This window comes from Staphylococcus sp. EG-SA-2 (assembly GCF_017152085.1).
The window spans coordinates 1-1,431 of the sequence record NZ_JACYHC010000775.1 but is presented as its reverse complement, the minus strand read 5'-3'; the positions used below and the strand labels follow the sequence as shown (position 1 = coordinate 1,431).

Here is a 1,431-nt window from a genome sequence, read left to right as displayed (position 1 = left end):
TACAAGGAAAGATGCTATCTTCCGAAGGATTGGCCCAAGAATTGAACCAACGCATGACCCAAGGGCAAAGCGACTTTGTATTCGTCATTGGCGGATCAAACGGCCTGCACAAGGACGTCTTACAACGCAGTAACTACGCACTATCATTCAGCAAAATGACATTCCCACATCAAATGATGCGGGTTGTGTTAATTGAGCAAGTGTATAGAGCATTTAAGATTATGCGTGGAGAAGCGTACCACAAATGATGCGGTTTTTTATCCAGTTTTTTGTTTAATGAACAAGGTAAATTACGAGATAATATTTGAAGAAAACAATAAAGTAGAGATGGATTTCCATATCCTCTTTAGTAGCGGTTTTTATCTGTAAGGTTTATTAATAATTAAATAAATAGGCGGGATAGTTATATATAGCTTATTAATGAAAGAATATGATTATTAATTTAGTATTATATTTTAATATTAAAAAGAAGATATGAAATAATTATTCATACCTTCCACCTTACAATAATTAGTTTTCAATCGAATATTAAGATTATTAGTAGTCTTAAAAGTTAAGACTTCCTTATATTAATGACCTAATTTATTATTTGCCTCATGAATTATCTTTTTATTTCTTTGATATGTCCCAAACCACATCGTGATATACACTACAATAAATATTATGATGAAACTAATAATATTCTCAAAGTTCAGATGGAACCAACCTGCTAGAATAGCGAGTGGGAAGAATAGGATTATCATCAATATAAAGTGAACTACAGTCTGTTTTGTTATACTCCAATCGGTATCTGTAAATATCAAATTACCATAAGTAAACAAAATTCCAATCAATGCCCATAGTGCTACACATATTAGCATAATAACCGCTTCATTAAAGTTTTCATAATAAATTTTACCCATAAAAGAATCTGGATATAGTGGTACATATTTATCCCTTGAAAAAAATAAGTGAAGTAATGACAGAAATCATAAGACCAGTGAACGCACCTTTTTGAACAGCGTGGAATAATTTTTTCATAGTGAGATGGACCATTCCATTTGTTTCTAACTTCAAGTGATCAATGTAATTTAGATTGATAATTTCTGATTTTGAAATACGCACGAATATTGAACCGACAAGCTCTTCAATTTGGTAAAGTCGCTGATAAAGTTTTAAAGCTTTATTATTCATTGTTATCGCATACCTGTTTATCTTCTACTATGAACTGTGCAATTTGTTCTAGATCAATTGGGTAAACATGATGGTTCTGTTGCAAAGTAAAAAAATATAGCTAACCACTAATTTATCATGTCAGTGTTCGCTTAACTTGCTAGCATGATGCTAATTTCGTGGCATGGCGAAAATCCGTAGATCTGAAGAGACCTGCGGTTCTTTTTATATAGAGCGTAAATACATTCAATACCTTTTAAAGTATTCTTTGCTGTATTG

3 protein-coding genes and 1 pseudogene are annotated in these 1,431 nt (G+C 31.9%); 1 reads left to right on the top strand and 3 read right to left on the bottom strand.

The window, feature by feature from the left end:
* Positions 1-248: 23S rRNA (pseudouridine(1915)-N(3))-methyltransferase RlmH (locus IDG60_RS14060; RefSeq protein ID WP_206160815.1), on the top strand; the 248-nt coding region annotated here is incomplete at its 5' end.
* A 321-nt stretch (positions 249-569) separates the two neighbouring features.
* Here IDG60_RS14060 and IDG60_RS14055 read toward each other — a convergent pair.
* From IDG60_RS14055 to IDG60_RS14045, 3 genes and pseudogenes are all read right to left on the bottom strand, one after another.
* Complete coding sequence (locus IDG60_RS14055) at positions 570-902, bottom strand: DUF3021 domain-containing protein (protein WP_001803416.1); 333 nt, start codon at positions 900-902, stop codon at positions 570-572.
* Positions 903-930: 28 nt separating this feature from the next.
* Entirely contained in the window at positions 931-1,173 is a 243-nt protein-coding gene (locus IDG60_RS14050; protein WP_001803415.1) for a LytTR family DNA-binding domain-containing protein, read from the bottom strand.
* A gap of 131 nt (positions 1,174-1,304) precedes the next feature.
* Positions 1,305-1,431, bottom strand: a pseudogene (locus IDG60_RS14045) (IS6 family transposase); the annotation flags it as partial.

Coding starts and splice junctions, on each gene's coding strand:
- IDG60_RS14055 (WP_001803416.1), bottom strand. CDS start 902: ATGGGTAAAATTTATTATGAAAACTTTAATGAAGCGGTTATTATGCTA.
- IDG60_RS14050 (WP_001803415.1), bottom strand. CDS start 1,173: ATGAATAATAAAGCTTTAAAACTTTATCAGCGACTTTACCAAATTGAA.